Source organism: Pseudomonas sp. URMO17WK12:I7, from assembly GCF_003269045.1.
GTDB lineage: Bacteria > Pseudomonadota > Gammaproteobacteria > Pseudomonadales > Pseudomonadaceae > Aquipseudomonas > Aquipseudomonas putida_J.
This window is the reverse complement of record NZ_QLTL01000019.1, coordinates 51825-75221: the sequence shown is the minus strand read 5'-3', so window position 1 is coordinate 75221 and position 23397 is coordinate 51825. Positions and strand designations below refer to the sequence as shown.

28 protein-coding genes and 1 pseudogene are annotated in these 23397 nt (G+C 63.9%); 20 read left to right on the top strand and 9 right to left on the bottom strand.

What is annotated here, in order from left to right; genetic code table 11:
* Position 1 precedes the first annotated feature (1 nt).
* Complete coding sequence (locus tag H040_RS23165; protein ID WP_027918749.1) at positions 2-802, bottom strand: hypothetical protein; 801 nt, start codon at positions 800-802, stop codon at positions 2-4.
* A gap of 453 nt (positions 803-1255) precedes the next feature.
* Between H040_RS23165 and H040_RS23160 the strand changes: the two genes are divergently transcribed.
* Positions 1256-1573 carry a type II toxin-antitoxin system PrlF family antitoxin gene (locus H040_RS23160; RefSeq protein WP_027918750.1) on the top strand — a complete coding sequence of 106 codons (318 nt, stop codon included), beginning with the start codon at positions 1256-1258 and terminating at the stop codon, positions 1571-1573.
* Positions 1573-2034 carry a type II toxin-antitoxin system YhaV family toxin gene (locus H040_RS23155; RefSeq protein WP_027918751.1) on the top strand — a complete coding sequence of 154 codons (462 nt, stop codon included), beginning with the start codon at positions 1573-1575 and terminating at the stop codon, positions 2032-2034. Before H040_RS23160 ends, H040_RS23155 begins: the two co-directional genes overlap by 1 nt.
* A gap of 415 nt (positions 2035-2449) precedes the next feature.
* On the opposite strand, the gene H040_RS27875 is transcribed toward H040_RS23155, so the two are convergent.
* Genes H040_RS27875 through H040_RS27865 form a run of 3 tightly spaced genes read right to left on the bottom strand, consistent with a single transcriptional unit; the run spans position 2450 to position 3126 of the window.
* Entirely contained in the window at positions 2450-2692 is a 243-nt protein-coding gene (locus H040_RS27875; RefSeq protein WP_256208063.1) for a DUF1214 domain-containing protein, read from the bottom strand.
* Between the two features lie 54 nt (positions 2693-2746).
* Positions 2747-2875 (bottom strand): hypothetical protein, encoded by a 129-nt coding sequence (locus tag H040_RS27870; protein ID WP_256208060.1) that lies wholly within the window; start codon positions 2873-2875, stop codon positions 2747-2749.
* On the bottom strand, positions 2872-3126 hold the full coding sequence (locus tag H040_RS27865) for a hypothetical protein (protein ID WP_256208061.1): 255 nt from the start codon (positions 3124-3126) through the stop codon (positions 2872-2874). The genes H040_RS27870 and H040_RS27865 overlap by 4 nt, the downstream gene beginning before the upstream one ends.
* Before the next feature lie 32 nt (positions 3127-3158).
* Here H040_RS27865 and H040_RS27860 point away from each other — a divergent pair.
* Positions 3159-3320, top strand: a pseudogene (locus H040_RS27860) (transporter); the annotation flags it as partial.
* A gap of 126 nt (positions 3321-3446) precedes the next feature.
* On the opposite strand, the gene feaR reads toward H040_RS27860, so the two are convergent.
* The gene (feaR, locus tag H040_RS23140) at positions 3447-4346 is read right to left on the bottom strand and encodes a transcriptional regulator FeaR (protein ID WP_027918753.1); all 900 of its coding nucleotides are present in this window, start codon (positions 4344-4346) and stop codon (positions 3447-3449) included.
* A 270-nt stretch (positions 4347-4616) separates the two neighbouring features.
* Here feaR and H040_RS23135 point away from each other — a divergent pair, with 270 nt between their 5' ends.
* Positions 4617-5243, top strand: coding sequence for an NIPSNAP family protein (locus H040_RS23135; protein ID WP_027918754.1), 627 nt, complete (start codon positions 4617-4619; stop codon positions 5241-5243).
* Here H040_RS23135 and H040_RS23130 read toward each other — a convergent pair.
* Positions 5229-6170: a ketopantoate reductase family protein gene (locus H040_RS23130; protein ID WP_027918755.1), complete on the bottom strand. Its 942-nt coding sequence runs from the start codon at positions 6168-6170 to the stop codon at positions 5229-5231. The two genes, H040_RS23135 and H040_RS23130, sit on opposite strands and share 15 nt — an antisense overlap.
* A gap of 83 nt (positions 6171-6253) precedes the next feature.
* A complete protein-coding gene (locus H040_RS23125; protein WP_050437211.1) occupies positions 6254-7465 on the bottom strand; it encodes an MFS transporter in 1212 nt (403 codons plus the stop codon).
* 294 nt (positions 7466-7759) lie between these two features.
* Here H040_RS23125 and H040_RS23120 point away from each other — a divergent pair, with 294 nt between their 5' ends.
* Genes H040_RS23120 through H040_RS23110 form a run of 3 tightly spaced genes read left to right on the top strand, consistent with a single transcriptional unit; the run spans position 7760 to position 10673 of the window.
* Positions 7760-8899, top strand: coding sequence for a tyramine oxidase subunit B (locus H040_RS23120; protein WP_027918756.1), 1140 nt, complete (start codon positions 7760-7762; stop codon positions 8897-8899).
* A gap of 29 nt (positions 8900-8928) precedes the next feature.
* On the top strand, positions 8929-9351 hold the full coding sequence (locus H040_RS23115) for a RidA family protein (RefSeq protein WP_027918757.1): 423 nt from the start codon (positions 8929-8931) through the stop codon (positions 9349-9351).
* Positions 9352-9377: 26 nt separating this feature from the next.
* On the top strand, positions 9378-10673 hold the full coding sequence (locus H040_RS23110) for an NAD(P)/FAD-dependent oxidoreductase (protein ID WP_027918758.1): 1296 nt from the start codon (positions 9378-9380) through the stop codon (positions 10671-10673).
* Here the strand turns inward: H040_RS23110 and H040_RS23105 are convergent.
* Entirely contained in the window at positions 10649-11611 is a 963-nt protein-coding gene (locus tag H040_RS23105; protein ID WP_027918759.1) for a helix-turn-helix domain-containing protein, read from the bottom strand. The two genes, H040_RS23110 and H040_RS23105, sit on opposite strands and share 25 nt — an antisense overlap.
* A 105-nt stretch (positions 11612-11716) precedes the next feature.
* Here H040_RS23105 and H040_RS23100 point away from each other — a divergent pair, with 105 nt between their 5' ends.
* The 11 genes from H040_RS23100 to H040_RS23050 all read left to right on the top strand — a co-directional run bounded on the left by H040_RS23100 (position 11717) and on the right by H040_RS23050 (position 21161).
* Positions 11717-11974, top strand: a complete 258-nt coding sequence (locus H040_RS23100; protein ID WP_027918760.1) for a hypothetical protein — start codon at positions 11717-11719, stop codon at positions 11972-11974.
* 203 nt (positions 11975-12177) lie between these two features.
* Complete coding sequence (locus tag H040_RS23095; RefSeq protein ID WP_027918761.1) at positions 12178-13587, top strand: circularly permuted type 2 ATP-grasp protein; 1410 nt, start codon at positions 12178-12180, stop codon at positions 13585-13587.
* A gap of 3 nt (positions 13588-13590) precedes the next feature.
* A complete protein-coding gene (locus H040_RS23090; RefSeq protein ID WP_027918762.1) occupies positions 13591-14541 on the top strand; it encodes an alpha-E domain-containing protein in 951 nt (316 codons plus the stop codon).
* A complete protein-coding gene (locus H040_RS23085) occupies positions 14538-15317 on the top strand; it encodes a transglutaminase family protein (RefSeq protein ID WP_027918763.1) in 780 nt (259 codons plus the stop codon). Before H040_RS23090 ends, H040_RS23085 begins: the two co-directional genes overlap by 4 nt.
* A gap of 41 nt (positions 15318-15358) precedes the next feature.
* Positions 15359-16081 carry a proteasome-type protease gene (locus tag H040_RS23080; protein ID WP_027918764.1) on the top strand — a complete coding sequence of 241 codons (723 nt, stop codon included), beginning with the start codon at positions 15359-15361 and terminating at the stop codon, positions 16079-16081.
* 114 nt (positions 16082-16195) lie between these two features.
* Positions 16196-16618: a nuclear transport factor 2 family protein gene (locus H040_RS23075; RefSeq protein WP_027918765.1), complete on the top strand. Its 423-nt coding sequence runs from the start codon at positions 16196-16198 to the stop codon at positions 16616-16618.
* Entirely contained in the window at positions 16615-17367 is a 753-nt protein-coding gene (locus H040_RS23070; protein WP_027918766.1) for an SDR family NAD(P)-dependent oxidoreductase, read from the top strand. The genes H040_RS23075 and H040_RS23070 overlap by 4 nt, the downstream gene beginning before the upstream one ends.
* Before the next feature lie 3 nt (positions 17368-17370).
* Positions 17371-18618, top strand: a complete 1248-nt coding sequence (locus tag H040_RS23065; RefSeq protein WP_027918767.1) for an NAD(P)/FAD-dependent oxidoreductase — start codon at positions 17371-17373, stop codon at positions 18616-18618.
* The gene (locus H040_RS23060; protein ID WP_027918823.1) at positions 18615-19427 is read left to right on the top strand and encodes a DUF1365 domain-containing protein; all 813 of its coding nucleotides are present in this window, start codon (positions 18615-18617) and stop codon (positions 19425-19427) included. Before H040_RS23065 ends, H040_RS23060 begins: the two co-directional genes overlap by 4 nt.
* Positions 19402-20661 carry an SAM-dependent methyltransferase gene (locus H040_RS23055; protein ID WP_027918768.1) on the top strand — a complete coding sequence of 420 codons (1260 nt, stop codon included), beginning with the start codon at positions 19402-19404 and terminating at the stop codon, positions 20659-20661. The genes H040_RS23060 and H040_RS23055 overlap by 26 nt, the downstream gene beginning before the upstream one ends.
* A gap of 2 nt (positions 20662-20663) precedes the next feature.
* Entirely contained in the window at positions 20664-21161 is a 498-nt protein-coding gene (locus H040_RS23050) for a DUF2878 domain-containing protein (RefSeq protein ID WP_027918769.1), read from the top strand.
* A gap of 43 nt (positions 21162-21204) precedes the next feature.
* On the opposite strand, the gene cynR is transcribed toward H040_RS23050, so the two are convergent.
* On the bottom strand, positions 21205-22092 hold the full coding sequence (cynR, locus tag H040_RS23045; protein WP_027918770.1) for a transcriptional regulator CynR: 888 nt from the start codon (positions 22090-22092) through the stop codon (positions 21205-21207).
* 111 nt (positions 22093-22203) lie between these two features.
* Here cynR and H040_RS23040 point away from each other — a divergent pair, with 111 nt between their 5' ends.
* Positions 22204-22863, top strand: a complete 660-nt coding sequence (locus H040_RS23040) for a carbonic anhydrase (protein ID WP_027918771.1) — start codon at positions 22204-22206, stop codon at positions 22861-22863.
* Between the two features lie 29 nt (positions 22864-22892).
* The gene (cynS, locus tag H040_RS23035; RefSeq protein WP_027918772.1) at positions 22893-23363 is read left to right on the top strand and encodes a cyanase; all 471 of its coding nucleotides are present in this window, start codon (positions 22893-22895) and stop codon (positions 23361-23363) included.
* Positions 23364-23397: the final 34 nt, after the last annotated feature.

Genomic DNA, 23397 nt, shown 5'->3' with positions numbered 1-23397 from the left:
GCTACTGCTCCGCCTCCTGCCTCAAGAACTCTTCCAGCTCTTCCATAGTGCCCTTGTGCAGGGACAGTACCCACACCGTCTTGAACACCGCCTCCGCCACAAGCTTCGTGGTGAAATTTGATACGGTCTTCTCGGCGATGGCCTGGGACACATCGCTGAACAGGGCAGAGATCAGAAACACATTGTTGTCCGAGGCAGTCGCACCGTCTTCTTCGGCTAGATCACCTTCCATCTCCAAAATCTCAATCACCGAGTCCCGGTAGTTGGCTTTGTTGTGGATCGCATTTTTCGCGGCATTGATCGCGTTGAGCCAGTGATTGAGCTCCGGCTCTGCCAAGCGCTTCTTGAGATCATCCCGAGCCAGGCGCAACAGCCCGCTGGTGGCGGAGCAAGAGGTCTTGTCCGCTCCTCGCCCCCCCGATTTGACCTCGGTGATCCAGACGTTGTTGGTTGAGGTCTCGTATAGAAGGAGATCGAAGCCCTTGCGAATGCTCTTTTCTTCCATGTTGAAGAACGGCGAGACGACGTCGAAATCGGGGAAAAGCTTCAGAATGATGACGTGCGACAGAAGCTCGCCGAGCATGCCGATCCGGGTTTCCCAGGGCTTTTTGCAGTAGCGCTCGTTCCAGAAATGCCTGATCGTCGCAGGGTATTTGTAGATGGCCCTGTCCTTGCTGGCCTGGTCGGCGCCGTGGCAGATTCGCGTGAGGTTCTCCCTCAGCGCGAGCTTGAGCTCCTCAGAGAATTCCTCGACACAACACAGGGCATATTGATCTACCTGCTTGAAACTCACGCCATCCATAACACTTCCCACAAACACGAAACCGCAGAATCCTCATACGGTTGCTGCGCACGATCAATGATCCCGCCCTGTTTAAGGGTAGGCACCAGCTGAGCAGCAGTGTGCTCTTGCGAGGACTAGTCGAAGGACGACCGATAGCGGCACTGTGCCAGCGTTGCCGCAAATTAGCGTGATTGATGGGGAGCGGTAAACAAGATTGAGGACAATTTTGGTGCAAATCGTCTGAAATTACGTAAAGACTGGATATATAACCACCCCTTTGTGAATCAATCCGCGTCAGACTCAAAACTCGCGGCACCGTAAAAGCTCCTATCGTGTCCTAAGGGATGGTGTAACTCATGCTGCGGTGCTTCCGAGCTTTCATCCTGCTTATGCTTAATCAGCAGAAAACCAAGATTGACCAAGTAAGGATTATTCCTTACGATTTAATCAATACATCCGGGGAGAACGCCCATGCCTGAAATCCACGAAATCGCAACGCTGACCTCGAAGGGACAGGTCACACTGCCCAAATCAGTTCGCCAGCTTTTGGGCATAGACACTGGAAGCAAAATCGCATTCGATGTGCGCGGGGGTGAAATCGTAGTCAGCCGCGTAGAAACTACCCACGAAGACCCTGCCATCGGTGCGTTCCTGGGTTTGCTGGAGGCTGATATCCGAAGCGGCCGCAACCTCACCACTCTGCCGGAAGACTTGGCGCAAGCCATGTTCGCCAACGCAAACCACTCGGTAAACCTGGACGAAGATATCGATGGTGAGGTCGCGATCTGATGCTGCGACATGGCTGGACACTGTTGTTCCATGAAGGTGTGACATTACAGCTACGTAAATTGCAAGAAGCCGCCGCCCGAGCCGAGCAGAACGATCCGCAAGGTTTTGAGAGCAACGCCAACGTCAAGCTGTTTCGGGCATTGAGCCATCTGATCATGGAGGCTGTGCCTGCCGACCCAGGCCGTGATGAGTTCCGCCAAGGCAACACGTTGGGCACCGCCTACCGACATTGGCGGAGGGCAAAAATCGGCAGGCGCTTTCGGCTGTTCTTTCGCTACGACTCAAGATCCAAGGTCATCGTCTATGCATGGGTCAACGACGAAAATACCTTACGGTCTGCAGGCAGCAAATCTGATCCCTACGCCGTATTTGAGAAGATGCTGGGCCGCGGCAACCCGCCTGATGACTGGGATGCGCTGACTGCTACGACGCGTAGCGACTGGGACGAGCCCAAAGCATAAATTGCGCGAGTGGGTGAGGGATTGCACCTTTGAAAACGATCCCTCCTTGTTGCGTCCACTGCAATCCACTCGTAGCTGCTGTTGAAAGGGGTACATCTGCGGGTACAAATCCAATTTCCCATTCATAACCATGTGATTTATATGAATGTCCAAATGTTCTTCTGGAATCCCGATAGCCTGTGACGCTGGCGCTTTACTTTAAAAAGCAGGATACCGAATACTCGGTGTGCTGCCAGGCACTCGCTTGCCTCCAGGGCGCAATCAAGGCGTTAAGCAGCCAACCTGAGCACCCTCGGAGCCAGGCCCGAAAGTGCATTACCCTCCTCACGAATCCGTGCGAAGTCACTTCGACAGGCGGGAACTTGTATCCACCGCCTTGCACTGCCTAGCTTGGGCCAGGCAACCTCAGGACGATTTAGGCATTCTTTTGCGGAATTGGCAGGTAATCAGGGTTGCCCTCGTCACCCTTGGCGCTCCGCTCGAGGGTGTATTCACCTTTGTCATCCGGCTTGAGGGTACGGTCACCGCGGCGATGGCGGTTGATGGCGTTGTGGGCCATCAGGCGGTTGTCTGAGGCGTAGACGGTAAAGGACCAGAACTGGCTGACTTCAGGTGCCTTGAAGTGCATGACGTAAGGCTTGCCATTGGCGCCATTGATCGGCTTGCCATCGGCAGCGGTCTCGGTGCGCAGGGAGATACTTTCATGCGGTGGCTACCCCCACTGGCCGATGTAGCTGCCCACGGCAAACAGGTCCCGGGGCCCGTCACTCAACTGCTCGCGGGTACCCAGCAGCTTGCCGGCATCGGTCATCTTCGGTGCCAGTTCCTTGTTGTGCTTCATGCCCAGCTCTTCACCCTTCTTCGCGGCCGCCAGTGGCTCCTGGGTGAAGTTTTCCTTGCAGGGCTCGACGCCGACTGACTTGTACTGGTTGAGCCATTCTTGTCAGCCTGGCCCATGTTGCCGTCGCACAGCACGAAGTTCACCCGCTGCAGCCAGTGGGTCTTGGCCGGGTCGGGGTCAGTGCGCTGCTTGGCTTTTGGGCCGGGCTCGCCCAGGTAGGTTGAAAGCGTACGGACGTTCCAGTCGTCCATGCAGGCAAGCGCCTTCTGCCTGATGCGTCGACTTCGATGGCAACGAAGGCGGCAACGCCCTGCTGTACCTGCTCGGTACCAGCCGGTTCATCAGCCACCAGATCGACGCGCGCTCGGCCATCGGCTTCGGCATGTGCGGCAACGTTGGCCTGGCCTTGGACTACGACGATGACTGGGCAGGCCGCTCTTTCACCTAGGAAGCCGCGGTGATCGGCATGTCGATGCAGCCAACCTTGGGGGCAGCACCTGTCGCCACCTCCCTGCCAGCTTCCGGGTCGTGCCTGCCCAAGCGATGCAGGCGTTTTAGCCCCCTCCCTGACCTACTGCCCCTGGCTGCGATAGCTGCGTGGCGCCATGCCCAGTTGCTTTTTGAACGTCTTGGAAAAATGCGCAGAATCGGCGAAGCCCCAACGGGTACCGATGTCGGTGATCGAGCGATGGCCATAGGCAGGGTTACGCAAGTCCTGAGCAGCCCTGAGCAGGCGCTCGCGCAGGATGTAGCGGCAGACGCTGTCGCCGCTGGCCTCAAACAGGCGATACAGCTGGCGGCTGGAGATGCCCAGTTCCTCGGCCAGGGCGACAGGCGTCAGGCGCGGCGAGTCCAGGCGTTGCTGGATCAGTGACTGCACTTCGTGCAGGTGCAGGCCGGGCGAACTGTCACGTGCCCGGTATTCCAACACCGAGCCGAGCAGCCCGACCAGCGCGGCCTGCAGCCCGTCACCGTCTTCCGGGCAGGCCCACTGTTCGAGCTCGCCTTCGGCCACCTGGCGCACCAACGTCGCCAGCAACTGGCCACACACGCCGGCAGTGGACAATTTGCCGAAACGGCTGGGGTCCAGGTTGTTCAAGCGCTCACGGGGCACGTGAATGGACACGTGGGAGAACAGCCCGCGGGGGATCATCTTCATCGCCTGCGCCGAGTCCAGCAAGGCCATGTCACCTTCGCGCAGCTCAATTACCCGGTCGCCCAGCTCGATGGCCATTTCCCCCTGCTGTTGTAACACAAGGAAACAATGTGTATCGCCGTCACGCCACGCTTCATGCCCCGAACGGGCGATCGCGTGGGCATTGCTTCGGATATGGGCCACCTGCGTGGTGCCCAGCAGCGAGGGGCGCAAATCGCCGATGAAAAGGCTCTGGCAGTGGTCGTAGCGCGTTTCGAAGCGCCCGCATACAGCGTGGACACTCGCGTTCCAGACAGACATCGCTTGACCGTTCATGAACCACCTCTATCAAGAGCACGCGCCATATTAGTGCAATATTCACGTGATTTTGGGTAACAAAAAGACTGATAGGCGAACCGTAAGCACATACCGCGCCACATTGCCTTTCGCCACCTACCGCCGGGCCGTCGTTGCACGTAACGCAACAACATTGCGCCTGGCTGTCATTGAGCGCCCCACCCACTGACCGTTAGCGTTTCTTACCGTTTTGCCCGGGCGTTGCCGTGCGGGGAAGGTCCGGGCTTTTTTATCCAGGAGCTACGCTTGATGTCCCACCCTTACGAACTGCTGCGTTTCACCTTGCGCGTGCGCACACCCGGCCAAGCCCTGCCGCGTCTTCAGGAGGCCCTGCAGGCTGCCATGGAAGGTGTCGAGCTGATCGGCTGCTGGGTGTCCGAGATCGGCCCGCAAAACACCATTGCCGTGCTGCGCCGCTTCGCCAGCGTCGAAGTCCAGGCGGCCGAACGCGAGCGTGTGCTGCTGGCCAGCGACGCCTTTGGTATCGGTGAGTTCGTGCTCGAGCAGCACATGGACGACTACCGCCTGTTCCCCTTCCTGGAGCCGCTGGCCCCCGGCAAGCATGGGCCGTTCTATGAGCTGCGCGAGTACGACCTGGTCAGCTCCGGGTTGGCACCGACCCTGGCCGGCTGGCGCAAGGCGGTAGGGCCGCGCACCGCTGAACCGTATTCGCCAGTGTATGCGGCGTTCTACGCCACCAATGGCCGGGTGCCGCGCTACCTGCACATCTGGCCCTACGCCAGCCTGGAACAGCGCCTGGATGTGCGCACCCGCGCGGTCGGCGACGGCGTGTGGCCGCCGGAGAATTCTGCCCCGCAGTTGCAGAAGATGAACTCGGTGGTGTATCTGCCCGCCGCCTTCTCACCGCTGCACTGACAAAAGCGTACGGCGCCGCTGCGCCCTGCGCAGCAACCTGTCGATGGCGGCCATGGCCGGGGCTTGCACGCCTTGGCACCGGGCATGGGCGAGCAAGGCGCCGGACAGCGCGTCGATCTCCATGCGCCTGCCATGCTCAAGGTCCTGGAGCATCGAAGGCTTGTGCGCGGCGTGCACGACGAATGCCTGCTCCACTGCCTGCGTGACCCGCAGCGGATCCAGCGCCACACCCACTGACGCGGCAATAGAGGCAGCTTCGGCGACCAATGTCAGGGCCACTTCGCGGCCACGCGAGCATCGGCCAAGCTCGCCGACATTCTCCCCCGTCAGGGCACACAGCGAGTTCAGGGCCGTGTTGAAGGCGACTTTTTCCCAGAGGCTGACCTCAATGTCCGGGTCCTCGATGCAGTGCATGCCGCCGCGGCGCACGCAATCGATCAGAGCTTGCAATGGGCCGAGCGGCTGCGGCCCAGGCAACAGCCCGCGCAAGCGCACTTCGCCAGCGCCGCAACTGCGCACGCTACCCGGCGCCAGCACATCGGCCGGGTAGAGGGTCATGCCTATCGCCAGGCAATGGTCAGCCACGAACTCGCGCAGCACCGGCACGCTGTCCAGGCCATTCTGCAACGTCACCACCAGGGTCTGCTGGCCAAGCAGATGCTGGCTTGCCTGCATGGCCTGGCGGGTGTGATGGCTCTTGGTCAGCATCAGCAGGACATCGACCTGGCCGTGCAACTGCTCGGCGCGCACCGCCCGCGGCCAGTACACGCGCGCGCCCTGTTCGTCCTCCAGGCGCAGGCCATGGGTGCGCAGCGCGTCGAGCAAGCGCTCATCGACATCGACCAGGGTCACCTCGGCACCGGCATCGATCAACCTGGCGGCAAACAGGCTGCCCATCGCCCCTGCCCCGATCACTGCAATCTTCATGCTTGGTTTCGTCCTTATCTGCGTGAAATGAAAAAGCTCGCCGGGTCATCCCCGGCGAGCCTCTTCTACCCAGGCTGCATCCATCACAGCTTTGGCAAGGTCACCGCGTCGCCAATCGGCTCGCGCTTGCCCGCCTGCTGCGAGCGCAGCACGGCAGCACCGTAGATCGCCAGCACGCTGATCGAGCAGGCGCCGGAGAACAGCAGCACTGCGGTGTAACCGTAAGATTCGATCAGCAGGCCACCGACCGCCGGCCCCACCGCCGCGCCGACCGACAGGCACAGCGCACCCAAAGCAACCAACCGCCCCGACAGGTCGAACTCAGCCATTACGCCGAAGGTGTAGGCCAGCACGAAACTGATCGAGAACAGGAAGCACATCACCCCGGCCACGTAGGTGGTCAGCGAGTCGAACTGCGCCAACAGCACCAGGCCGGCCACCTCGGCCGCGATGATCACCGCCACCGGCAGGAAGCGCCCGGCCTTCAGGCCGACCGACGAGGCGATGAAACCGCCGCCGGCGTTGATGATGAAGCCGAGCGCCAACACCGAGCCAATGGTGTCCGAAGACAAGCCGCTCTTCTTGCCCATCAGCTCAAGGAATGCCCACACCGACATGATGCCGGTCAGGAACACCAGGCTGGCGAGCAGGCTCAGCCAGGCAATGGTGCGGCTCTCACGGCACACCACCGGCGCCCCGCCTGCGCGCGCCTCGAGCTGCCGCGCGCTGCGGCTCGGCACCCACGGCAAGGGCGCTACGCCCATCAGCAGCATGCTGATGACCAGCGTCACCAACATGCCCTGGAAGCCCCACAGCGGCGCCACGGCGACCGGCAACACGATCAACAGCACGGCGCCGGGCACCGTCTCCATGCCCAGCTTGAAACCGAATGCCCGCTCAGGTTGCGCGCTGTCGCCGAAAATGGTCATCGCCAAGGCATACAGCCCACCGGTACCGGCGCCTGCCAGGGCCATGAGCAGCATCAGCGTCTCGTACGTGGGGTTGCCCAGCATGCCCGCCAGCGCAGCCGCCACCAGCAGCGAGGCCAGGGTGGAAATGACCCGCCAGCTCAGGCGCTGGATCCACAGCAGCGAGGCCAGGCCGAGCACCCCGAAACCGAGGTTCATGGCCATGGCCAGGCTGCCCAGTTGCTGTTCGCCATAACCGAACTGCTCGGCCAAGGCGCCAAACAGTACCGGCAGCACATTGAGCAGCAGCGCCCCGCCAGCGGAAACCAGGCCTGCGCAGATGTACACGGATGTCTTGTCAATCGGATTGGATGTTGTTGTTTTCATGGGCTGATCCTGAATTGAGGTGCCTTGCGACCGCCACAGTGTGCCGCGCTCGAAGGCGCACGGCATGTACCGCATTGCCGGGCTTTTGGTCATGGCTGCCAACGCCATTGTGGCCCGAAATGCATCGATAACGCGCAAAGCCCCGGGCTAGAGAGCACGAACCGGCATGGCTGCAGCCACCCCGTCATTCCTGACCAATTCGGGATAGCCGCGCGCCCTGGGGCATTCCTAACATCGGCACCGTCAGCAGCAGCCCCCGCTGCAGGCACCTCCCCCATGCCTTCGAGACAAGCCATGACTAAAACTACAAAAATCGACTTTCTCTACCTGTCCGAGCAGGACATGATCCGCGCCGGCGTCACCGACATGCTGGCCTGCGTGAACACCATGGAACAGATGTTCGCCTTGCTGCACCACGGTGACTACCGCATGGCCGGGCCGAACAGCGATTCCCACGGTGCGATGATCACCTTCCCCAAGGACTCGCCCTTCCCCAACATGCCCAAACCCACCGCCGACCGGCGCATGATGGCGATGCCGGCCTACCTGGGCGGCGACTTCTGCACCGCCGGGGTCAAGTGGTACGGCTCCAATATCGCCAACCGCGACAAAGGCCTGCCGCGTTCGATCTTGATGTTCACCCTCAACGACCCCGACACTGGCGCCCCGTTGGCGCACATGTCGGCCAACCTGCTGTCGGCCTACCGCACCGGCGCCATCCCCGGAGTCGGCGCACGCCACCTGGCCCGCCGCGACGCGCGGGTGATCGGCCTGCTGGGCCCTGGCGTCATGGGCAAGACCACCGTGGCCGCGTTCATGGCCGTGTGCCCGCAGGTCGATACGCTCAAGCTCAAGGGCCGCGGCCAGAAAAGCCTGGACGACTTCATCAGCTGGGTACGCGACACCTATCCGCAGATCACCACCATCGACGTGGTGGACAGCATCGAGGCCGTGGTACGTGGCTCGGACCTGGTGACCTACTGCACCTCCGGCGAAACCGGTGACCCGTCCAGCTACCCGCTGGTCAAGCGTGAGTGGGTCAAGCCCGGCGCGTTCCTCGCCATGCCGGCAGGCTGCAGCATCGACGCCGGCATGGAACAGGCCGACGTGCGCAAGGTGGTCGACAACACCGGCCTGTACGAAGCCTGGTTCGAGGAGCTGCCCAAGCCCGCACACAACCATGTGCCGCTGGTAGGCGTGCGCTTCATGGACATGATCGCCGAAGGCAGCCTGCCGGCTGATCAGCTGGAGGACATCGGCAAGATCGTCGCAGGCGTCGCGCCCGGCCGGCGCAACGACGAGGAGATCATCATCATGTCGGTGGGCGGCATGCCGGTCGAGGATGTGGCCTGGGGCACGGTGGTGTACCGCCAGGCGCTGGAACGCGGTGTCGGCGTGCGCCTGAACCTGTGGGAAAGCCCTGCGCTGAGCTGATTCATCCATCCAACCCTGAGGCCAATGCCATGTTGCAAATCACCAAACTGAAAACCGGATCGAAATACGAGACCCTGGGCAGCTACTCGCGCCTGGTGGCCGTGGACGACTGGATCTTCGTCTCCAACACCGCCGGGCGCAACCCGGCGACGGGCGAAATCCCCGAGGACCTGGAGGCCCAGACCCGCCAGGTGTTCGCCAACATCGAAGCCGCGCTCAACGCTGTGGATGCAACCCTCGCCGACGTGGTGTGCTCACGGGTGTTCATCCAGAACCCTGCGGATGTCGCCACCGTGATGACCCTCGTCGGTGAAGTGTTCCGCGGCGTCGACCCAGCCAGCACGGTCACCTGCCCACCTCTGGGCTCGACGGTCTACCGGGTGGAGCTGGAGGTCACCGCCTACCGCGGAGCATCCCGCGCCACCCCCCACCTGATCGACCTGCAGCGCTAGTCCGCCCGCTTCGAGGAGAACCGCCCATGTCCCCTGTCATCGCGCCGGTGCACTGCGCAACCACACCCCCCAGTGCCACCACCGTGGTCATCATCGGCGGCGGCATCGTCGGCCTGACCGCTGCACTGACCCTCGCCGAACGCAACATCCCGGTGGTGGTACTGGAGAAGGGCCGCATCGCTGGCGAGCAGTCCTCGCGCAACCTGGGCTGGGTGCGCAAGACCAGCCGCCACCGCGAGGACCTGCCCCTGGCCCTGGCAGCGGACCGCCTGTGGGCACAGATGCCCGCCCGGGTCGGCCGCGAGGTCGGCTATCGGCAGGCGGGCATCCTGTTCGCCGCCCGCGAGCCCGGGCAAATGGCCCTGCACGAAGCCTGGCTGGCGTCGGTGCAAGGCCTGCCAGTGGGCTCGCGCCTGTTGAGCAACGCCGAAATCGCCCGCCGCGTACCGGGTGGGCAAGCGGCCTGGGCGGGCGGCATCTTCACCGAAAGCGACGGCCGTGCCGAGCCAACCTTGGCCAGCAGCGCCATCGCCAAGGCCGCCATGGCCCGGGGCGCGGTGATTGTCGAGCAGTGCGCCGTGCGCTGCGTCACCACCGCCGCCGGGCGCATCGACGGCGTGGTGACCGAACACGGCGAGATCCGCTGCGAGCAGGTGCTGCTGGCGGGCGGCTTGTGGTCACGGCGCCTGCTGGGCAACCACGGGGTCGCCCTGCCAAGCTTGCCGCTGAACTGCTCGGTGCTGCGTACGGCGCCCATGGAAGGCCCGACCGACATCGCCGTGGGCGGCCCCGATTTCTCGTTCCGCAAGCATATCGACGGCGGTTTCATCATCACCCAACGGGGTGCCCTCGACGCGCACCTGACCCTGGATCATGCCTTGCTCGGCCCACGCTACCTGCCGCAGTTCCGGGCACAACGGGGTTTGCTGCGGGTGTCGTTCGGCAAGCCGTTCTTCAAGGACCTGGCGCTGGCGCGGCGCTGGTCGGCCACCGCGGTCTCGCCATTCGAGCGCATCCGCACCCAGGACCCTGTTGCCAACCCGGCCTTGAACCAGGAGGCGCTGAACAACCTCAGAGCCGCCTGGCCGGTATTCAAGCAGGCGCGCATCGAGCAGGCGTGGGCCGGCACCATCGATGTGACCCCCGACTCGCTGCCTGTGATAGGGCCAGTCACGCAGCTACCGGGGATGGTGCTGGCTACCGGCTTTTCCGGCCACGGCTTCGGTACCTCGCCAGCGGCCGGCCAGCTGGCAGCGGACCTGGTCGATGGCAGCACGCCCTTGGTGGACCCGACCCCTTACCGCCTGGAACGCTTTGACTGACCAAGGCTGTCCTGGCGACGGGTGTGCGAAGGCAGTTCACCGAACAGCGCACGGTAGGCCCCGGAAAAATGCCCAAGGTGGGTAAAACCAAGATCACTGGCCACCCGGGCAACGGTGAACTGCTCGGCTGCGGTGCGCTGCAGCCGTTGACGTACGGCATTCAGCCGTACCGTGCGCAGGTACTCGACCGGGCTAAGGCCGGTGACGGCCAGGAAGCTGCGCTGCAAAGTGCTGCGGCTGACATCCAGCCGCTCGCAGATCTGCAGCACTGACAACGGCTCGTCCAGGCAATCCAAGGCCATCTGGTGCGCTTGCCGGACCAGGTAGGCGCTGACCGCAACATTTCCCCCACGCCCGCTGCCGTCCTGGCTGACCTGATCCAGCAGCACCAGCATGCACTCGAGCAGCGAGTCTTCGAGCTGCGCTTCCACCAGCGCTTCACCCTGCAGCGCCGCATCGATCAACCCCTGCAGTTGCTGACGTACCGCCCCCAGAAAAGCCGGGCTGACGTTCAGCCGGGTGGTGCGGTTCAACGCACGCAGTTCCTGGGCGCTGAACTCACGCTCGGCCAATTGTTCCAGACGACCGGCATCGACACTGACTGCCAGCAGGTCCATGCCCTCGGGCGCATGGACGAAAAACTCCTGACCACTGTGAAGAAGGGTGACATCCGCACTCCCCACGCTGCTGCCCTGGAACACCCCGGCACCCGCGCTGCCAGCGGGTATTGCCAGGCAAAAACGCCGCGCCGGCGCCACCCCGTGCTGGACTACACGCTTGTCCAGGCACTCATGAAAAATCTGGAAGCGCTCTGCGGTGAGATGGGTGAGTTCGGTGTGGGCGCTGCCGGCGCTGATCTGGTCGTAGGTCTGCTGCCAACCGAGGATCGCGCTGGCATGGGTGTTGACGTCATTGAAGCGATGGCGTTGGGCGTGCATGGCGTTTCTGTTACCTCAAGTGCATGTGGCGCAGAGAAGCAAAGAGTGGGCCATCCGGGTAAGCAAGCAGGTTATCCTGCAAGCCCACGTCCTCACGAAATTGCCATGTCCACCGCTGCCGGTGCGGCGCCCATCCTGCGCGCCGACCGAGAGTCGCGCAACGCCGCCCAGGTACTCGGCCTGTGCCTGCCCAGTGATACCCGCGATCTGGGCCTAGGCGGCCGCGGCCTCGGTGCTGGCCCTGGCGGCGCTGAATTGTGCCTGGCAGCCACGGCGTTGAACCTGCACAGGCGGTTGGTGCTGCAAAGGCAAGCACCCACTCGGGTCAAAATCGGCAGCAGGATGCATAACGCGCCTTTTTGATGCACGCCGGGCGGCATCTGCGCCCATGAGCAGCGACCACAGCGCGCTGCGCCGCTCTTCAACGCCTCGATAAAACCACGCAATTTCAGTGATTTACCGCACACCCCCACGCCTTCCAGCGCTGCACCGAACTTTCGGCACCTTCATTGCAATGGCCTTTTGCATGCACAACGCACTGCCAGCAACGGTGGCAAGGAGTGGCTATGTCCCGGGCTTTTTTCAATGAGATGTACGAAGCGAACGGCAATTGCCGCCCGCATTATCAGGAGTTCGCCCGCTGGTTGGCCAATACCCCGCAGGAGCTGCTGGAGCAACGTCGGCGCGAAGCCGACCTGCTGTTTCACCGGGCCGGCATCACCTTTACGTTGTACGGCGACAAGCAGGACACCGAGCGCCTGATCCCCTTCGACATCATCCCGCGCAGCATTCGCGCCAGCGAATGGCGCATGGTCGAACGCGGCTGTATCCAGCGGGTGCAGGCGCTGAATCTGTTCCTGCAGGACATCTACCACGACCAGCGCATCCTCAAGGCCGGCATCATCCCGCCAGAGCAGGTGCTGGCCAACGAGGGCTACCAGATCGCCATGCAGGGCCTGGACCTGCACCGAGGGCTGTATGCCCATATCGCCGGCGTCGACCTGGTGCGCGATGGCGATGGCAGCTATTTCGTGCTGGAAGACAACCTGCGCACCCCCAGCGGGGTCAGCTACATGCTCGAGGACCGCAAGATGATGATGCGGCTGTTCCCCGAGCTGTTCGCCGCCCAGCGTATCGCCCCCATCGACCACTACCCCAACCTGCTGCTGGACACGCTCAAGAGCGCCAGCCCGCTGGACAACCCGACCGCGGTACTGCTCACCCCGGGGCGCTTCAACAGCGCTTATTTCGAACATGCCTTCCTGGCGCGGGAAATGGGCATCGAACTGGTCGAGGGCGCGGACCTGTTCATCCGTGACGAGCATGTCTACATGCGCACCACCGCCGGCCCGCAACAGGTGGACGTGATCTACCGGCGGCTGGACGATGACTACCTTGACCCGCTGTCGTTCAACCCGGACTCGATGCTGGGCATACCGGGGCTGATCTCGGTGTACCGTGCCGGCAACGTGGTGCTGGCCAACGCAGTGGGCACTGGGGTGGCCGACGACAAGTCGATCTATCCCTATGTCGACGACATGATCCGCTTCTACCTGAGCGAAGAGCCGATCCTCAACAACGTTCCCACCTGGCAATGCCGCCGGCCTGCGGAGCTGTCCCATGTGCTGGCCCACCTGCCCGAGCTGGTGGTCAAGGAAACCCAGGGTTCCGGTGGCTACGGCATGTTGGTCGGGCCGGCCTCGACCAGCGCGCAGATCGAGGATTTCCGCGCCCGCATCAAGGCCCGCCCGCATGCCTACATCGCGCAACCCACGCTGTGCCTGTCCACCTGCCCGACCTTCGTCGACAGCGGCATCGCCCCGCGCCACATCGACCTGCGCCCGTTCGTGCTGTCAGGCAGTGAAACCCGCCTGGTGCCCGGTGGCCTGACCCGTGTGGCGCTGCAGGAAGGCTCGCTGGTGGTCAACTCGTCGCAGGGCGGCGGAACCAAGGACACCTGGGTGGTGGAGGACTGAACCATGCTTTCGAGAACCGCTTCCGACCTGTACTGGATGTCGCGCTATCTGGAACGTGCAGAAAACCTCGCGCGCATGCTCGAGGTCAGTTATTCGCTGTCGCTGATGCCCCAGGCCGGGCGCAGCGACGGCCATGCCGAGCTGGCCATGTCGCTGCTGGCCTCCGGAACGCTGGATGACTACCGCCGCCGGCACACCACGCTCGACACCGAGCGCATGCTGCACTTCTTCGCCCTCGACGCGACCAACCCGAGCAGCCTCTATTGCTGCCTGCAGGCGGCCAGGACCAATGCCCATGCGGTACGTGGCCGCATCACCGCCGACATGTGGGAGAACATCAACGCCACCTGGATCGAGATGCGCAACATCGCCAGCAACGGCCTGGGCCGGTATGGCATCAGCCAGTTCTGCGACTGGGTCAAGGAACGCTCGCACCTGTTCCGCGGGGCGACATCGGGCACCATCATGCGTAACGATGCCTACAGTTTCATCCGCCTGGGGACCTTTCTGGAGCGGGCGGACAACACCCTGCGCCTGCTCGATGCACGTTATGAGATGTTTGGCGAAGCCTCCGAAGAAGTCAGCGACGACTCTGCCCGCGGCTATTACCAGTGGAGCGCCTTGCTGCGCGCGCTGACCTCGTACGAAGCCTTCAACGAACTCTATCGCGCCGCACCCAGTGCCCGGCCGGTGTCCGAGCTGCTGTTGCTGCGGGTGGACGTGCCGCGCTCGCTGCATGCCTGCATCGAGGAACTGGACCAGATCCTGGCCAGCCTGCCGGGCAGCACCGGCCGCGCTGCCCAACGCATGGCCGCCGAACTCAATGCACGCCTGCGCTACACCGCAGTCGACGAAATCCTCGAAGCAGGCCTGCACCCATGGCTGACCGACTTCCTCGGGCGCATCAACCAACTGGGCCAGGCGGTCCATCACTCCTACCTGGAGGTCGTATGAAACTGTCCATTCGCCACGACACCACCTACAGCTACGCCAGCGACGTCTGCAACAGCATCCAGTTCCTGCGCCTGACACCACGCAGCAGCCAACGCCAGCGCATCCACGAATGGCACCTGGACCTGCCCAGCAAGGTGAAGGGCCAGATCGACCCGTATGGCAACATCCTGCATGTACTGACCCTGGACAAGCCCCATGGCCACCTGGCACTGACCGCCAGCGGCCAGGTGGAAATCGACCCGGCACACGAGCAGGAGGCCGGTGAACAATCACCGCTGCCGTTCCTGCGCGGCAGCCACCTGACCCAGGCCGACGACACACTCAAGGCCTTTGCCAGCCGCCACTGCGGCGCCCACCGCGACCGCGCTGCGCTGATCGGGCTGATGCAAGGCCTGGCCGAGCACATGCCGTACCGCCCGGGCAGCACCTCAGTGGGCACCACCGCCATCGAAGCGTTCAACGGTGCTGCCGGGGTCTGCCAGGACCACACCCACGCCTTCCTGGCCTGCGCTCGCAGCCTGGGCATACCGGCGCGCTACGTCTCCGGTTACCTGTGCACCGAGGACGAGCAGCACCTGGCCAGCCACGCCTGGGCCGAGGCCTGGGTCGACGACGCCTGGTACAGCTTTGACATCACCAACCGCCTCACACGGCCAGAGCGTCACCTTAAGCTAGCCGTGGGCCTGGACTACCTCGATGCCTGCCCGGTCAGGGGCGTGCGCCGGGGTGGCGGCGCCGAGTCGATGCAGGCCAGCGTCCATGTGCACCGCCAGTGACCGGCGCTGCATCCGTTGACAGCGATAACAAGGGAACCCGCATGACTTACTGTGTCGCCATGCACCTGGCGGACGGGCTGGTCTTCATCAGCGACTCACGCACCAATGCCGGTATCGACCAGATATCGACCTTTGCCAAGTTGTTCGTGTTCAGCCTGCCGGGCGAGCGCCTGATCGTCCTGCAGACTGCCGGCAACCTGGCGACCTCGCAGTCGGTGGTGAACCTGCTCCAGCAACGTACCCACGGCCCTGGCCCGCACCTGCTGAATGTTGCCACGCTGTACGACGCCACGGTGCTGGTCGCCGACACCCTGCGCGAGGTGGTCAGCCGCGACCGCAGCAAGCTGACTGCCGGCATCGACCTGAGCTGTTCGTTCATCGTCGGCGGTCAGATTGCTGGCGGGCCCATGGCCATCTTCAACGTCTACGCACAGGGCAACTTCTTCCAGGCCACGGCAGATACCCCCTTCCTGCAACTGGGCGAAAGCAAGTACGGCCGGCCGATTCTCGACCGCAACCTGCGCTACCACACGCCCCTGGACGAAGCGCTGCGCTGCGGCCTGATTTCCTTCGACTCGACCATTCGCAGCAACCTGTCAGTAGGCATGCCGCTGGACCTGCTGGTGTACCGCAAGAACAGCCTGGAGGTGCATGCGCGCCAACGCATCAGCGCCGACGATGCTTACTACCAGCAGATTCGCAGGCAATGGAGCGACGGCCTGAAAAGGCTCCTGGCCGAACTGCCAGCGCCTCCGTACGGTTGAAGGCCAGATGAATGCCGAGTAATAAAGCTGTACAGAAATTCTCTTCTGTATAGCGTTATCCGGATACCTGCACTATACCTTGTACATCAGCCTAATTTTGTACAGGTATTGTGCATGTCCAACTACCTGCAGCACTTCACCGAACGCTTTGCCACGCTGGGTGCACACAATCTTGACCAGCTTGGCGACTTGTACAGCGAGGATGTCACCTTTCGCGACCCGCTCCATCAGATCAGCGGGCTCACAGCCTTGCGTGGCTATTTCGCGCAGCTTTATGCCAACGTGGCCGAGGTTCGCTACACCTTCGAGGGCCTTGACGAACCACAGCCGGGCCACGGCTACATCCGCTGGACCCTGCACTACCGCCACCCACGCCTGGCCGGCGGGCAGCCGATCAGCTTGCAAGGCTGCAGCCATCTGCGCTGGCGCGGGCGGGTTCACTTTCATCAGGACTACTTCGATGCCGGCGCGTTGCTGTATGAGCATGTTCCCGTCATGGGCCGGGCGGTTCGCTGGCTCAAGAGCAGGCTGGCATGAGCCGCTGCTGGCTGACCGGTGCCAGCAGCGGCATCGGTGCGGTACTGGCGCTGCGCCTGCTGGAGCAAGGCCACCAGGTAGCGCTTGGGGCGCGCCAGGCAGACAGCCTGGCGGAGCTGGCCGCACGCTTTGCCGGCCAGGTCCTGCTGGCGGTCGGCGATGTCGACCAACCTGAGCAGGTGGCACGCATCGCCGCGCAGATCGAACAGGCCTGGGGTTCGCTGGACCTGGTGATCCTGAATGCCGGCACCTGCGAGTACCTGGAGCCGGGGCAGTTCGACCCGGCCCTGGTCGAGCGGGTGGTCCGCACCAACCTGATCGGCACCAGCCATTGCCTGGCGGCCGCCCTGCCCTTGCTGCGCCGCGGCAAACGCCCGCACCTGGTGGTCATGGGCAGCTCGGTCAGCTGGCTGGCGCTGCCACGGGCCGGTGCCTACGGCGCGTCCAAGGCAGCGCTGCGCTACCTGGTCGAGTCGCTGCGTCTGGACCTTGCCAGCGAAGGCATCGATGTCACCCTGGTCAGCCCCGGCTTCGTCGATACCCCGCTGACGCGCCGCAACGACTTCCCCATGCCGCAGCTATGGAGCGCCGAGCGCGCCGCCGGGTACATTGCTGCGCGCCTGCCACGCCGCCCATTGGAGATCACCTTCCCCGCCACCTTCATCCTGTTGCTGCGCCTGCTCGGCGCACTGCCGGCACGCTGGCGCCTGAAGCTGGGCCAGCGCCTGGCGCGTCAACCCCAGGGCTGAGCCATGCATATCGCCATCATCGGCAGCGGCATCGCCGGCCTCACCTGCGCCCACCTGCTGTCCCGCCGGCATACCGTCACGCTGTTCGAAGCGGCGGACCGGGTCGGTGGGCATACCCATACCGTCGATGTGCACTGGCACGGCCAGCACTATGCGGTGGACACCGGTTTCATCGTCTTCAACAACTGGACCTACCCGCACTTCATTCGCCTGCTGGAACACCTGGGCGTCGCCTCGCGGATCACCGAGATGAGCTTTTCGGTGCACGACCCGCGTACGGGTTTCGAGTACAACGGGCACAACCTGCGCAGCCTGTTTGCCCAGCGCAGCAACCTGCTGTCGCCAGGCTTCTGGGGCATGCTGGGCGATGTGCTGCGCTTCAACCGCCAGGCGCCGGCCGACCTCGACCAACAGCGTATCGATGGCGCGACCACCCTGGGCCATTACCTGCGCGACAACCGCTACGGCCAACGCTTCATCGACCACTACATCGTGCCCATGGGTTCGGCCATCTGGTCGATGTCACGGGCCGACATGCTGCAGTTCCCGCTGCAGTTCTTCGTGCGCTTCTGCCGCAACCATGGCCTGCTGTCGGTCAACCAGCGCCCGCAATGGCGGGTGATCGAGGGCGGTTCACGCAGCTACCTGGCGCCGCTGTGCCGGCCCTTTGCCGAACGCATCCGCCTGAGTTGTCCGGTGCAACGGGTCAGCCGCGACGACGAAGGCGTGGACGTGGCCTGGGCAGGCGGCAGCGAACGCTTCGACAAGGTGGTGTTCGCCTGCCACAGCGACCAGGCCCTGGCGCTGCTGGACGCCCCCAGCGAGCACGAACAGGCCATCCTCGGCGCCATCCACTACGCCAGCAACGACGTGGTGCTGCACACCGATACCCGCCTGCTGCCCCAGCGGCGCAGGGCCTGGGCCAGCTGGAACTACCGCCTGGGCGGCAGCGAACAGGCACCCGCTGCCGTTACCTACAACATGAACATCCTGCAAGGCATCCAGGCGCCGGTCACCTTTTGCGTCAGCCTCAATCAGACCGCGCTGGTGGACCCCACGCAAATACTCGCCCGCTTCGAGTACGCGCATCCGCAGTACAGCCTCGCCGCCGTGGCCGCCCAGGCCCGTCAGGCCGAACTGCAGGGCCCGCTGCACAGCTACTACTGCGGCGCCTACTGGGCCAACGGTTTTCACGAAGATGGCGTGCTCAGCGCGCTGACCGTCGCCAGCCACTTTGGAGAACAGCTGTGAACAGCAGCCTGTGCCACGGCTGGCTCAGCCACCGGCGCTTGACGCCCGGGCACCACGCGTTCCGTTACCGCGTCGGCATGTTCTATCTGGACCTCGACGAGCTGCCGCGCCTGCTGGGCCTGTCCCGCTGGCTTGGGCGCTCGCGCCTGGCGCCGTTGTGCTGGCGCGAAAGCGACTACCTGCCCGCATTGACCCGCCAGGGCATGCCCCTGGTCGAGGCCGCACGCCTGCTGGTTGGCCAGGCCACCGGGCAGGTGCCCCAAGGTGCCATTCACCTGCTGACGCAACCACGCTGCTGGGGGCTGTCGTTCAACCCGGTAAGCGTCTACTTCTGCCACGACTGCCAAGGGCAGGTGGCGGCCGTGCTGCTGGAGGTGCGCAACACCCCCTGGCGCGAGCGCTTTCACTATGTGCTGCCGGTGCAAGGCAACCTGGCCCAGCCATTTGCCGTGGCCAAGGCCTTCCACGTCTCGCCGTTCATGCCGATGGACATGGACTACCGGCTGCGCTTCGCCCTCGATGCGCAACGTGTACACGTGCACATGGAAAACTGGCGCGCCGGGCAGAAGGTGTTCGACGCCGACCTCGCCCTGCAACGCCAGCCGCTCGACCGCGCCAACGTGCAACGCCACATCCTGGCCTTCCCGTGGATGAGCCTGCGCACCGTCACCGGCATCTACTGGCAAGCCCTGCGCCTGCTGCTCAAACGCACACCCGTATACGACCACATCGCCAGCCAGCACGACCTGGCGCCAGGCCAAGCCATCCACGAGGAGCCAGACCATGTCCGAACCGACCTTGAGCGTTAGCAAATCAGCCAGCATTGCTCCGCTGCTCGGCGGCCTGGCCAGGCATGCGGTGCTGGCGCAGCTGAGCCAGTTGAGCCACGGCCAGCTGCGCCTGATCAGCCGGGGCCGGCAATGGACCTTCGGCGACCTCGCCAGCCCACTGTGCGCCGAGGTGGAGATCGTTGACGATGCCGCCTGGGGCCTGGTGGCCGGCAATGGCTCGATCGGCGCCGGCGAAGGCTATATCCATGGCTACTGGCGCAGCCCTGACCTGGCCGCGGTGACCCGGCTGTTCGTCGCCAACCTCGACGTGCTGGACGCCATGGAGGGCGGCCTGGCCCGCCTGGCGCGCCCGGCCCTGCGCCTGCTGCACCGCTTCAACCACAACAGCCGACGCGGTGCGCGGCGCAACATCCTGGCCCACTACGACTTGGGCAATGCCCTGTTCGAACGGTTGCTTGATCCGACCATGATGTATTCCGCTGCGCGCTTCGACAGTGCCGAACAAAGCCTGGAGCAGGCTCAGATAAACAAGCTCCGGCTTATCTGCGAGAAGCTCGAACTCAAGCCCGACGATCACCTGCTGGAAATCGGCAGCGGCTGGGGCAGCCTGGCCATCCATGCCGCCGTGCAGCATGGCTGCCGGGTCACCACCACCACCCTCTCCGCCGCGCAGCACGCCCACACCTTGCAGCGGGTCAAGGCGCTGGGCCTGGAACGGCATGTCACCGTACTGCACGAGGACTACCGCGACCTGCGTGGGCGCTTCGACAAGCTGGTGTCCATCGAGATGATCGAGGCCGTCGGTCACCGTTACCTGCCCACCTACTTCCGCCAGTGCGCTTCGCTGCTCAAGGACGATGGCCTGATGCTGCTGCAAGCCATCACCATCCGCGACCAACGCTATGCCCAGGCCCGGCGCTCGGTGGACTTCATTCAGCGCTACATCTTCCCCGGCGGCGCGCTGCCCTCGCTGAGCGTGCTGCTCGACACCGCCAGCCGCCAGACGGCGCTGAACCTTGTGCACCTCGAGGACTTCGGCCAGGACTATGCACGCACCCTGCGCCATTGGCGCGACAACCTGCGCCACTCGTGCACAGAGCTGATCAGGCTTGGTTACGACGAGGCCTTCCAGCGTCTGTGGGAGTTCTACCTGTGCTATTGCCAGGGCGGCTTCGAGGAACGGACCATCGGCGTGGCACAGATGCTGTGGGCCGGGCCCAAGGCGCGACGGGCGCCGCTACCGGGCGCCTGAACATGGGCCGCCGTGGCTGGCTGCTCGGCAATGCGCTGTGGCTGCAGGCCGGCTGGTGGCTTTGTGTATTGGGGGCGCACAGGCCCTGGCTGTTGCTGGTCGTGCTGGCCGGCCTGCTGCTGCACCTGCGCCTGAGCCCCGGCGGTGAGTGGCGCGTGCTGCTGGCAATAGCGTTGGTTGGCTGCCTGCTGGACAGCACCTTGGGAATGCTCGGCGTATTCAGCTTCGGCCAGTGGCCGCTGCCGCCCTGGCTGGCACTGCTGTGGCTTGTGTTGGCCAGTGGCATGCGCCACAGCCTGGCAGGGTTTGCCCGGCCAGCGTGGCGCGCGGTGTTGCTGGGCATGTTCGGGGGCCCGTTGGCTTACCTGGCCGGCGCCCGGCTGGCCGGTGTCGACCTGCCACTGGGGCGCCTGGAAACCGCGCTGGTCCTGGCGCCGGTCTGGGCACTGGCGCTGCCGCTGGCCTTGCGCTTCGCAGCAAGGGCAAAGCAGACCGTTTGAGCCCACGCCGCAGCTGACCATCGGCCTGTTGCGCGCACGCCTTTCACTTTTCCAGCGCCGCTGCCACCTCTGCAGCCAGTTCGATGAATGCGCGGGCGGTTGCACGCTGATAACCGCCCCTGCGCTGCATCAATACCGCCGTGCGCTGCAAACGGATCGGTTCGAGTGCAATGGCAACCAGGTCTTCATTGGCAAGGGCAATGGTTGCAGGCAGCAAGGTCGACAGGGACGTACGGCGCACGATCTCGATCACTGCACTGATGGTGTTGGCCTCCATCCGCACCTGTGGGTGAATGCCATGTTGCTGGAAGAAACGGTCGATCTGTTCGCGGGTGGCGAACTCCCCGCTGAGCACGATCAATGATTCAGTGCTCAGCGCTTGCAGCCCGATACCTGTTGCCTTGGCCAAGGGGTGCCGGCGGTTGACCACCAACGCCAAGGTCTCGACCAGTAACGGGCTGGCCTCGATGTCCTGCGCCTGAACGTCCTCGAATGCGATCCCCAGGTCCAGCTCGTCTGCAAGCAGCATTGCTTCCATGCGCTCCTGGGACATTTCACGCACGTTCAGGGTGATGTTCGCATAACGAGCATGGAACGCCTCGACCAAGGGGCCGACCAGGTAAGAGGTGAACGTTGGCGTCACGGCCACCCGCAGCAGGCCGCGGCTGAGGTCGCTGACGTCATGAATTGCACGCTTGGCTTGCTCCAGTTCCTGCGCGGCCCGTCGTGCGTAACGCAGGTAGACCTCCCCGGCATCGGTCAGCCGTGTGCTACGCCCCGAGCGATCAAACAGTTGCGCGCCAAGGCTTTCCTCCAGCTGCCGGACCTGCTGCGACAGTGCCGGCTGCGACACATGCAGGGCCGTTGCGGCGCGGGTGAAGCTGTGGTGTTGCGCCACGGCGAGGAAGTACTGGATGTGTCGGGCAAGCATGGCAACTCACATAAGCTAATCTGATGGACCCAATCATAAATGAGACTTTTACCTTATGCCATGCGCTCCGTAATCTCTGCTCCAACACACCGCGACATTGAGGCAGCAGCCATGAAAGACATCATCGACGGTTTCCTGAGGTTCCAGCGCGACGCCTTCCCCGAGCGGGTCAAGCTGTTCAAGGACCTGGCCACCCAACAACGCCCAAGGGCACTGTTCATTTCCTGCTCCGACAGCCGCCTGGTACCGGAACTGGTGACCCAGCGCGAGCCCGGCGACCTGTTCGTCATCCGCAACGCCGGCAACATCGTGCCCTCCTACGGCCCTGAGCCAGGTGGTGTATCGGCTTCGGTCGAATACGCCGTCGCGGCGCTGCAGGTGGCCGACATCGTGATCTGCGGCCACTCGGACTGCGGCGCCATGACCGCCATCGCCACCTGCAAGTGCCTGGAGCACATGCCCGCCGTAGCCGGCTGGCTGCGCTACGCCGACTCCGCGCGGGTGGTCAACGAAGCCCGCCAGCACCCCGACCAGCCGACCAAGGTCGCGGCCATGGTGCGCGAGAACGTTATCGCCCAACTGGCCAATATCCAGACCCACCCGTCAGTGCGCCTGGCCCTTGAAGAAGGCCGCGTGACCCTGCACGGCTGGATCTACGACATCGAAAGCGGCCGCATCGATGCCTTCGATGGCCGCAGCGGCAGCTTTGTGTCACTCGCCGCCAACCCCGACGTATGTGCCGTTTCCCATCAAGCCAGGCACGTTGCCTGACCGCAATTTCCACCCAAGGAGATACCCCCATGATCCACTCGCACGCTACCCAAAGTGCTCGCCAGGCCCTGACCGAAGTCATCCTCATGGCCAAGGCCCGCAAGGACCTGTCTTATGCCCAGATCACCGAGGGCACCGGCCTGTCCGAAGCCTTCGTCACCGCCGCCCTGCTCGGCCAGCACCCACTGCCCGCCGATGCCGCCAAGGTGGTAGGCGAAAAGCTCGGCCTCGACGTTGACGGCATCGCCCTGCTGCAGACCATCCCGGTACGCGGTTGCATGGAAAACGGCGTGCCGACCGACCCGACCATCTACCGCTTCTACGAGATGCTGCAGGTGTACGGCACCACCCTGAAAGCGCTGGTCCACGAGAAGTTCGGCGACGGCATCATCAGCGCCATCAACTTCAAGCTGGACGTGAAGAAGGTCGACGATCCGGAAGGCGGCTCCCGTGCCGTCATCACCCTGGATGGCAAGTACCTGCCGACCAAGCCGTTCTGATCCTGCTGTAAACGGCTCACCGCCCGAGGGCGGT

What these genes read in the sequence shown, in the direction of transcription:
- H040_RS23105 (WP_027918759.1), bottom strand. Translation starts at nt 11,611, where the DNA reads ATGCACGCCCAACGCCATCGCTTCAATGACGTCAACACCCATGCCAGC.
- H040_RS23110 (WP_027918758.1), top strand. Translation starts at nt 9,378, where the DNA reads ATGTCCCCTGTCATCGCGCCGGTGCACTGCGCAACCACACCCCCCAGT.
- H040_RS23050 (WP_027918769.1), top strand. Translation starts at nt 20,664, where the DNA reads ATGGGCCGCCGTGGCTGGCTGCTCGGCAATGCGCTGTGGCTGCAGGCC.
- H040_RS23165 (WP_027918749.1), bottom strand. Translation starts at nt 802, where the DNA reads ATGGATGGCGTGAGTTTCAAGCAGGTAGATCAATATGCCCTGTGTTGT.
- H040_RS23120 (WP_027918756.1), top strand. Translation starts at nt 7,760, where the DNA reads ATGACTAAAACTACAAAAATCGACTTTCTCTACCTGTCCGAGCAGGAC.
- H040_RS23055 (WP_027918768.1), top strand. Translation starts at nt 19,402, where the DNA reads ATGTCCGAACCGACCTTGAGCGTTAGCAAATCAGCCAGCATTGCTCCG.
- H040_RS23160 (WP_027918750.1), top strand. Translation starts at nt 1,256, where the DNA reads ATGCCTGAAATCCACGAAATCGCAACGCTGACCTCGAAGGGACAGGTC.
- H040_RS23135 (WP_027918754.1), top strand. Translation starts at nt 4,617, where the DNA reads ATGTCCCACCCTTACGAACTGCTGCGTTTCACCTTGCGCGTGCGCACA.
- H040_RS23100 (WP_027918760.1), top strand. Translation starts at nt 11,717, where the DNA reads ATGTCCACCGCTGCCGGTGCGGCGCCCATCCTGCGCGCCGACCGAGAG.
- H040_RS23080 (WP_027918764.1), top strand. Translation starts at nt 15,359, where the DNA reads ATGACTTACTGTGTCGCCATGCACCTGGCGGACGGGCTGGTCTTCATC.
- H040_RS27870 (WP_256208060.1), bottom strand. Translation starts at nt 2,875, where the DNA reads ATGAAGCACAACAAGGAACTGGCACCGAAGATGACCGATGCCGGCAAG.
- H040_RS23125 (WP_050437211.1), bottom strand. Translation starts at nt 7,465, where the DNA reads ATGAAAACAACAACATCCAATCCGATTGACAAGACATCCGTGTACATC.
- cynR (WP_027918770.1), bottom strand. Translation starts at nt 22,092, where the DNA reads ATGCTTGCCCGACACATCCAGTACTTCCTCGCCGTGGCGCAACACCAC.
- H040_RS23115 (WP_027918757.1), top strand. Translation starts at nt 8,929, where the DNA reads ATGTTGCAAATCACCAAACTGAAAACCGGATCGAAATACGAGACCCTG.
- H040_RS23065 (WP_027918767.1), top strand. Translation starts at nt 17,371, where the DNA reads ATGCATATCGCCATCATCGGCAGCGGCATCGCCGGCCTCACCTGCGCC.
- H040_RS23040 (WP_027918771.1), top strand. Translation starts at nt 22,204, where the DNA reads ATGAAAGACATCATCGACGGTTTCCTGAGGTTCCAGCGCGACGCCTTC.
- H040_RS23130 (WP_027918755.1), bottom strand. Translation starts at nt 6,170, where the DNA reads ATGAAGATTGCAGTGATCGGGGCAGGGGCGATGGGCAGCCTGTTTGCC.
- H040_RS23085 (WP_027918763.1), top strand. Translation starts at nt 14,538, where the DNA reads ATGAAACTGTCCATTCGCCACGACACCACCTACAGCTACGCCAGCGAC.
- H040_RS23070 (WP_027918766.1), top strand. Translation starts at nt 16,615, where the DNA reads ATGAGCCGCTGCTGGCTGACCGGTGCCAGCAGCGGCATCGGTGCGGTA.
- H040_RS27865 (WP_256208061.1), bottom strand. Translation starts at nt 3,126, where the DNA reads ATGGACGACTGGAACGTCCGTACGCTTTCAACCTACCTGGGCGAGCCC.
- feaR (WP_027918753.1), bottom strand. Translation starts at nt 4,346, where the DNA reads ATGAACGGTCAAGCGATGTCTGTCTGGAACGCGAGTGTCCACGCTGTA.
- H040_RS23090 (WP_027918762.1), top strand. Translation starts at nt 13,591, where the DNA reads ATGCTTTCGAGAACCGCTTCCGACCTGTACTGGATGTCGCGCTATCTG.
- H040_RS23155 (WP_027918751.1), top strand. Translation starts at nt 1,573, where the DNA reads ATGCTGCGACATGGCTGGACACTGTTGTTCCATGAAGGTGTGACATTA.
- H040_RS23095 (WP_027918761.1), top strand. Translation starts at nt 12,178, where the DNA reads ATGTCCCGGGCTTTTTTCAATGAGATGTACGAAGCGAACGGCAATTGC.
- cynS (WP_027918772.1), top strand. Translation starts at nt 22,893, where the DNA reads ATGATCCACTCGCACGCTACCCAAAGTGCTCGCCAGGCCCTGACCGAA.
- H040_RS23075 (WP_027918765.1), top strand. Translation starts at nt 16,196, where the DNA reads ATGTCCAACTACCTGCAGCACTTCACCGAACGCTTTGCCACGCTGGGT.